The sequence below is a fragment of the Nocardioides silvaticus genome (genome assembly GCF_003160695.1).
GTDB classification, from domain to species: Bacteria; Actinomycetota; Actinomycetes; order Propionibacteriales; family Nocardioidaceae; genus Nocardioides; species Nocardioides silvaticus.
The window spans coordinates 1-5221 of the sequence record NZ_QGDD01000017.1 but is presented as its reverse complement, the minus strand read 5'-3'; the positions used below and the strand labels follow the sequence as shown (position 1 = coordinate 5221).

The window sequence follows — 5221 nt, the reverse complement described above, 5'->3', positions numbered from 1 at the left end:
GGTGTGGGTGTTCGTGGTTTTTGGCAAGTCAAATGATTCTGGCGAATGCTAGTTTGTTTGGTTCTTGCTGGGTTCAGCTTTTTATGGAGAGTTTGATCCTGGCTCAGGACGAACGCTGGCGGCGTGCTTAACACATGCAAGTCGAGCGGTAAGGCTCCTTCGGGGGTACACGAGCGGCGAACGGGTGAGTAACACGTGAGTAATCTGCCCTTGGCTCTGGGATAAGCACTCGAAAGGGTGTCTAATACCGGATATGACCGCGTCTGGCATCGGATCGTGGTGGAAAGTTTTTTCGGCTGAGGATGTGCTCGCGGCCTATCAGCTTGTTGGTGGGGTAATGGCCTACCAAGGCTTTGACGGGTAGCCGGCCTGAGAGGGTGACCGGTCACACTGGGACTGAGACACGGCCCAGACTCCTACGGGAGGCAGCAGTGGGGAATATTGGACAATGGGCGGAAGCCTGATCCAGCAACGCCGCGTGAGGGATGACGGCCTTCGGGTTGTAAACCTCTTTCAGCCCTGACGAAGCGGAAGTGACGGTAGGGGTAGAAGAAGCACCGGCCAACTACGTGCCAGCAGCCGCGGTAATACGTAGGGTGCGAGCGTTGTCCGGAATTATTGGGCGTAAAGGGCTCGTAGGCGGTTTGTCGCGTCGGGAGTGAAAACATCCAGCTTAACTGGGTGCTTGCTTTCGATACGGGCAGACTTGAGGTATGCAGGGGAGAATGGAATTCCTGGTGTAGCGGTGAAATGCGCAGATATCAGGAGGAACACCGGTGGCGAAGGCGGTTCTCTGGGCATTACCTGACGCTGAGGAGCGAAAGTGTGGGGAGCGAACAGGATTAGATACCCTGGTAGTCCACACCGTAAACGTTGGGCGCTAGGTGTGGGACCTATTCCATGGGTTCCGTGCCGTAGCTAACGCATTAAGCGCCCCGCCTGGGGAGTACGGCCGCAAGGCTAAAACTCAAAGGAATTGACGGGGGCCCGCACAAGCGGCGGAGCATGCGGATTAATTCGATGCAACGCGAAGAACCTTACCTGGGTTTGACATACACCGGAAGCCTCTAGAGATAGGGGTCTCTTTGATACTGGTGTACAGGTGGTGCATGGCTGTCGTCAGCTCGTGTCGTGAGATGTTGGGTTAAGTCCCGCAACGAGCGCAACCCTCGTTCCATGTTGCCAGCACGCCCTTTGGGTGGTGGGGACTCATGGGAGACTGCCGGGGTCAACTCGGAGGAAGGTGGGGATGACGTCAAGTCATCATGCCCCTTATGTCCAGGGCTTCACGCATGCTACAATGGCCGGTACAAAGGGCTGCGATCCCGTGAGGGGGAGCGAATCCCAAAAAGCCGGTCTCAGTTCGGATTGGGGTCTGCAACTCGACCCCATGAAGTCGGAGTCGCTAGTAATCGCAGATCAGCAACGCTGCGGTGAATACGTTCCCGGGCCTTGTACACACCGCCCGTCACGTCACGAAAGTCGGCAACACCCGAAGCCGGTGGCCTAACCCTTGTGGGGGGAGCCGTCGAAGGTGGGGCTGGCGATTGGGACGAAGTCGTAACAAGGTAGCCGTACCGGAAGGTGCGGCTGGATCACCTCCTTTCTAAGGAGCACACCCCGTGACATCGACCGAATGTGTTGGTGCGGTTGGGGGTGTTCACTAGTGGAACACAGCGACGGCCCTGTGAGCTTCGGTTCTGGGTGGGCGAGTAAGTGGTATGGCACGCTGTTGGGTGTCTGAGGCATCAGGCGCCGGCGACCTGGATGGGTCGTCTCAGCAACTGGTTGGTTTCTTGTTGTTTGATTCTTGGATAGTGGACGCGAGCAGAACGCACACGAGTTTTTTGGTGTGTGTTTTTGTTTGTAGTGTTGTATATCGTTGATTGTTTGTGTCTAGATCAATTTTCTGTGCGTGATTGTGCACAGGACACGGACCGTCTTCATGCATGTTTGTTGTGTGTGTTGGTGGTTTGTGTGGCAAGTTGGTAAGGGCGCATGGTGGATGCCTTGGCATCGAGAGCCGATGAAGGACGTGGGAGCCTGCGATATGCCCTGGGGAGTTGGCAACCGAGCGTTGATCCGGGGATGTCCGAATGGGGAAACCCAGCTGGAGTTGTGTCCAGTTACCTGCACCTGAATGAAATAGGGTGTGTGGAGGGAACGTCGGGAAGTGAAACATCTCAGTACCGGCAGGAAGAGAAAACAATAGTGATTCCGAGAGTAGTGGCGAGCGAAATCGGATCAGGCTAAACCTCATATGTGTGATACTCGGCAGGGGTTGCATATGGGGGGTCGTGGGACCGGTCTTGTCCATGCTGCCGTGTGGGCGCAGAGTTAGAAATCATATCTGAGGTCGAAGTCCGTTGGAAAGCGGTGCCGGAGCGGGTGATAGCCCCGTAGACGTAAGGGTGTGACTCTGTTGGTCGGTTTCCCAAGTAACATGCCACTCCTGGAATGGTGTGTGAATCTGGCGGGACCACCCGTTAAGCCTAAATACTTCTCGATGACCGATAGCGGACCAGTACCGTGAGGGAAAGGTGAAAAGTACCCCTGGCGGGGAGTGAAATAGTACCTGAAACCGTGCGCCTACAATCCGTCAAAGCCTGTCACCTTGTGTGGCGGTGATGGCGTGCCTTTTGAAGAATGAGCCTGCGAGTTAGCGGTGTGTGGCGAGGTTAACCCGTGTGGGGTAGCCGTAGCGAAAGCGAGTCCGAACAGGGCGTATCCCTTGTGGAGTAGTCGCATGCTCTAGACCCGAAGCGGAGTGATCTATCCATGGGCAGGTTGAAGCGCCGGTAAGACGGCGTGGAGGACCGAACCCACTTCAGTTGAAAATGGAGGGGATGACCTGTGGATAGGGGTGAAAGGCCAATCAAACTCCGTGATAGCTGGTTCTCCCCGAAATGCATTTAGGTGCAGCGTTGCGTGTTTCTTGCTACCGGAGGTAGAGCACTGGATAGCCGATGGGCCCGACCAGGTTACTGACGTTAGCCAAACTCCGAATGCCGGTAAGTGAGAGCGTGGCAGTGAGACTGCGGGCGATAAGGTTCGTAGTCGAGAGGGAAACAGCCCAGACCATCGGCTAAGGCCCCCAAGGGGCGGCTAAGTGGAAAAGGATGTGGAGTCGCAGTGACAACCAGGAGGTTGGCTTGGAAGCAGCCATCCTTGAAAGAGTGCGTAATAGCTCACTGGTCAAGTGATTCCGCGCCGACAATGTAGCGGGGCTCAAGCCGTCCGCCGAAGCCATGGCATCCGTACATCAACCCAAGCCGGCGCCTTCGTGGTGCTTGGTTCAGGGGTGCGGGTGGGTAGGGGAGCGTCGTGTCACGGGTGAAGCTGCGGGGTGACCCAGTGGTGGATGTGACACGAGTGAGAATGCAGGCATGAGTAGCGAATCACGGGTGAGAAACCCGTGCGCCGAATGATCAAGGGTTCCAGGGTCAAGCTAATCTGCCCTGGGTAAGTCGGGACCTAAGGCGAGGCCGACAGGCGTAGTCGATGGACAACGGGTTGATATTCCCGTACCGGCGAAATGGCGCCCATGACGAGCCCGGTGATGCTAACCACCCAAAGCACCTCTTATCGATCCCTTCGGGGTGAGAGGGGGGTGTGGAGCGTGGGATCCGATCCGGTAGTAGTCAAGCGATGGGGTGACACAGGAAGGTAGCCCAACCACGCCGATGGTCGAGCGTGGGTAAGCATGTAGGACGTGGCCTAGGCAAATCCGGGTCGCAGCCGCGAGGCGAGTCTGAGATGTGATGCCGACCCCTGATGGGGGAAGTGGGTGATCCTATGCTGTCGAGAAAAACCTCTAGCGAGCCATGAGCCGCCCGTACCCCAAACCGACTCAGGTGATCAGGTAGAGAATACCAAGGCGATCGAGACAACCATGGTTAAGGAACTCGGCAAAATGCCCCCGTAACTTCGGGAGAAGGGGGACCCGGATCGTGTACCCACTTGCTGGGGAAGCGTGAAGGGTCGCAGAGACCAGGCCCAAGCGACTGTTTACTAAAAACACAGGTCCGTGCGAAGTCGTAAGACGATGTATACGGACTGACTCCTGCCCGGTGCTGGAAGGTTAAGAGGACCGGTTAGACACCCTCTACTTGTATGGTGTCGAAGCTGAGAATTTAAGCCCCAGTAAACGGCGGTGGTAACTATAACCATCCTAAGGTAGCGAAATTCCTTGTCGGGTAAGTTCCGACCTGCACGAATGGAGTAACGACTTGGGCGCTGTCTCAACCATGGACTCGGCGAAATTGCACTACGAGTAAAGATGCTCGTTACGCGCGGCAGGACGGAAAGACCCCGGGACCTTTACTATAGTTTGGCATTGGTGTTTGGTTCGGCTTGTGTAGGATAGGTGGGAGACTGTGAAGCAGCCACGCCAGTGGTTGTGGAGTCATCGTTGAAATACCACTCTGGTCGTACTAGATGTCTAACCTAGGGCCATGATCTGGTTCAGGGACAGTGCCTGATGGGTAGTTTAACTGGGGCGGTTGCCTCCCAAAATGTAACGGAGGCGCTCAAAGGTTCCCTCAGCCTGGTTGGCAATCAGGTGGCGAGTGTAAGTGCACAAGGGAGCTTGACTGTGAGACAGACATGTCGAGCAGGGACGAAAGTCGGAACTAGTGATCCGGCACCACCATGTGGAAGGGGTGTCGCTCAACGGATAAAAGGTACCCCGGGGATAACAGGCTGATCTTCCCCAAGAGTCCATATCGACGGGATGGTTTGGCACCTCGATGTCGGCTCGTCGCATCCTGGGGCTGGAGTAGGTCCCAAGGGTTGGGCTGTTCGCCCATTAAAGCGGCACGCGAGCTGGGTTTAGAACGTCGTGAGACAGTTCGGTCCCTATCCGCCGCGCGCGTAGGAAACTTGAGAAAGGCTGTCCCTAGTACGAGAGGACCGGGATGGACGAACCTCTGGTGTGCCAGTTGTACCGCCAGGTGCAGGGCTGGTTAGCTACGTTCGGAAGTGATAACCGCTGAACGCATCTAAGCGGGAAGCACGTTTCAAGATGAGGTTTCCCCACCCCTTTGAGGGTGTAAGGCCCCCAACAGACTATTGGGTTGATAGGCCGGAGGTGTACAGCAGCAATGCCCAGCCGACCGGTACTAATAGGCCGAACACTTGCCACACAAACCCCCAACACAACCAACAAACACCAAACCGGCGTTTGTCCACCTGTGAAGGGCGTTCAACGCGCAACACAACA

At 56.2% G+C, this 5221-nt stretch carries 2 rRNA genes; both read left to right on the top strand.

The features are described from left to right. The first annotated feature begins 80 nt into the window (after window positions 1-80). A 16S ribosomal RNA gene (locus tag DJ010_RS21645) occupies window positions 81-1606 on the top strand. Between the two features lie 372 nt (window positions 1607-1978). Further along, window positions 1979-5144 (top strand): 23S ribosomal RNA (locus DJ010_RS21640). The 16S and 23S rRNA genes sit together here, the layout of an rRNA operon. The last annotated feature ends 77 nt before the right edge of the window (window positions 5145-5221 follow it).